Source organism: Bartonella sp. TT29SHDZB (assembly GCF_042193395.1).
Lineage (GTDB): Bacteria > Pseudomonadota > Alphaproteobacteria > Rhizobiales > Rhizobiaceae > Bartonella.
This window is the reverse complement of sequence record NZ_JBHILQ010000078.1, coordinates 1-2,026: the sequence shown is the minus strand read 5'-3', so window position 1 is coordinate 2,026 and position 2,026 is coordinate 1. Positions and strand designations below refer to the sequence as shown.

Annotated in this window: 4 protein-coding genes; all 4 read left to right on the top strand. The window is 36.2% G+C overall.

The genetic code is table 11. The annotated features are described in order from the left end of the window. Positions 1–458 (top strand): HNH/ENDO VII family nuclease (locus ACFIJJ_RS09585; protein WP_375646783.1); only part of this gene is annotated, 458 nt, incomplete at its 5' end. 51 nt (positions 459–509) lie between these two features. After that, positions 510–1,100: an SMI1/KNR4 family protein gene (locus tag ACFIJJ_RS09580; RefSeq protein WP_375646782.1), complete on the top strand. Its 591-nt coding sequence runs from the start codon at positions 510–512 to the stop codon at positions 1,098–1,100. 52 nt (positions 1,101–1,152) lie between these two features. Next, entirely contained in the window at positions 1,153–1,734 is a 582-nt protein-coding gene (locus tag ACFIJJ_RS09575) for an SMI1/KNR4 family protein (RefSeq protein WP_375646780.1), read from the top strand. A gap of 92 nt (positions 1,735–1,826) precedes the next feature. Next, positions 1,827–2,026 (top strand): DUF6990 domain-containing protein (locus ACFIJJ_RS09570; protein WP_375646779.1); only part of this gene is annotated, 200 nt, incomplete at its 3' end.

The following is a 2,026-nucleotide window of genomic DNA, read 5'->3' as shown; positions in this document are numbered from 1 at the left end:
AGAAACCCACTAAATTTACCGATAGCAAATTTGGACAGACTAACAAAGCCTATCAGAGAGACGATTTGTTTGATCCTGACAAAATGGTTAGTTGGACAGTAAAAGGGGAAGAAGTATGGGGCACCAATGTTGAAAGAATGAAAGCAGGAAAAGCACCTATAGGGTTTGATGGCTGGTCTGTTGAGTTGCATCACCTAAAGCAAACGCCTGATGGACCCATAGCAGAGATGAGCCATGAATTTCATAAAAAATATACTTCTGTTATTCATGCTAATCCCAAAACACATCAATCGCTTATAGAGAGAGAAAAGTTTAATAAGCAGAGAGAGGAATATTGGGATAAACGTGGTAATGGATATGGAGAACAGGAAAACAGTAGTTTAGGAGGAATAATTGATATGAAATGGGGTATTATAGGTCTAAATTTTGACAGATGGGGACAGGAGCATCGGCAATAATGCTCTACGGTTTATGAAAAGAGAGAAAAAAGAAGTTTGGAGAAATAATCTATGAAAACCTATACCTTAGCTGATGTTGCAGTATTAATTGATAAAGTGAATAAATATGATGATGATATTATCAATTTGGGTAGTGAAGATGATGAAGAGAATGAAACAGATGATCTACAGATTGAAAAGGCGGAGAAAGCTCTCGGTTTACAATTCACATCCTCTTATAAAGTTTTTTTAAAAAAATATGGAGGAGGAGAAATTGGTGGTGATGAAATCTTTAGCCTTTATAAGGAGTGTGGAGCAGATATCCCTGGTGGTGATATTGTTTTCCAAAACTTAAATGCTAGAAAACGTGGTTTTCTGACACCAGAACAGCTTTTCGTGAGTAGTACTGATTTTGGTGAAACCTTTTATTTTGATTATACGCAGTTTCGGGATGGAGAATGCCCACTTTATGTCATGCTTCCATCTGAAGATTGCGAATATTACGCAAGTAATTTTTATGAATTCCTTTGTAAAAGAATTAAAGAAAGCGTGGGAGAAGAGATACCTGATGGAGACCAACCAATTGAAAAGATTGAGAACACTCCCACTCCGCAACCTATACCTTTTTACAAGAGTTTTTGGAAAAAACTATGGAAGAGGTGAAATTGATAGAGGAAATATGGAGCGTTTATCACGCACGTTTTGAGGATCATCTATGAAAACCTATACCTTAGCTGATGTTGCAGTATTAATTGATAAAGTGAATAAATATGATGATGATATTATCAATTTTCGTACTGAAGATGATGCAGTTGATGATCTACGGATTGAAAAGGCGGAGAAAGCTCTCGATTTGCAATTCACATCGTCTTACAAGAGTTTTTTGAAACATTATAAAGGTGGGGACATTGCTGGTTATGAAATCTTTAGTCTTTATGAGCATCCTATAGGTGTTTCTGTTAATGATATTGTTCACCAAAATTTAAATTATTACAGAAAACATGGTTTTGCGACACCAGAACAGCTTGTCGTTAACAGAACAGATTTTGGTGAAACCTTTTATTTTGATTATACGCAGTTTCGGGATGGAGAATGTCCAATCTATGTTATGTATCCATTGGATAATTGCGAATATTACGCCAGTAATTTTTATGAATTCCTTTGCAAAAGAATTAAAGTACATGCGGGAGTTGAGATACCTGATGGTGATAAACCAATTGAAAAAACTGAGAATACTCCTAGTCTGCAACCTCTCCCTTTTTACAAGAGTTTTTGGAAAAAACTATGGAAGAGGTGAAATTGATAGTGATGAAATATATAGTCTTTCTAGAGAGCCTAAGTATTACACAAGTAATTTTTATGTAAAAGAATTAAAGAGCACGCAGGGTAATGACGATGCAAACTAAAGATGTCACAGAGATTTTAAAAAGACTGGGCTGGGAGCCTTATCGTGATAACGTGGGGGATATTTTTGCGCATTATCATCTTCCCGATCGCATTGTCGGTATTGGCTATGGTGTAAAAAATTATGGAGAGAGTGGCAAAGAGTTTTTGCTTTCGGCTGATCTCACCACCGCTGCTTATTGTCT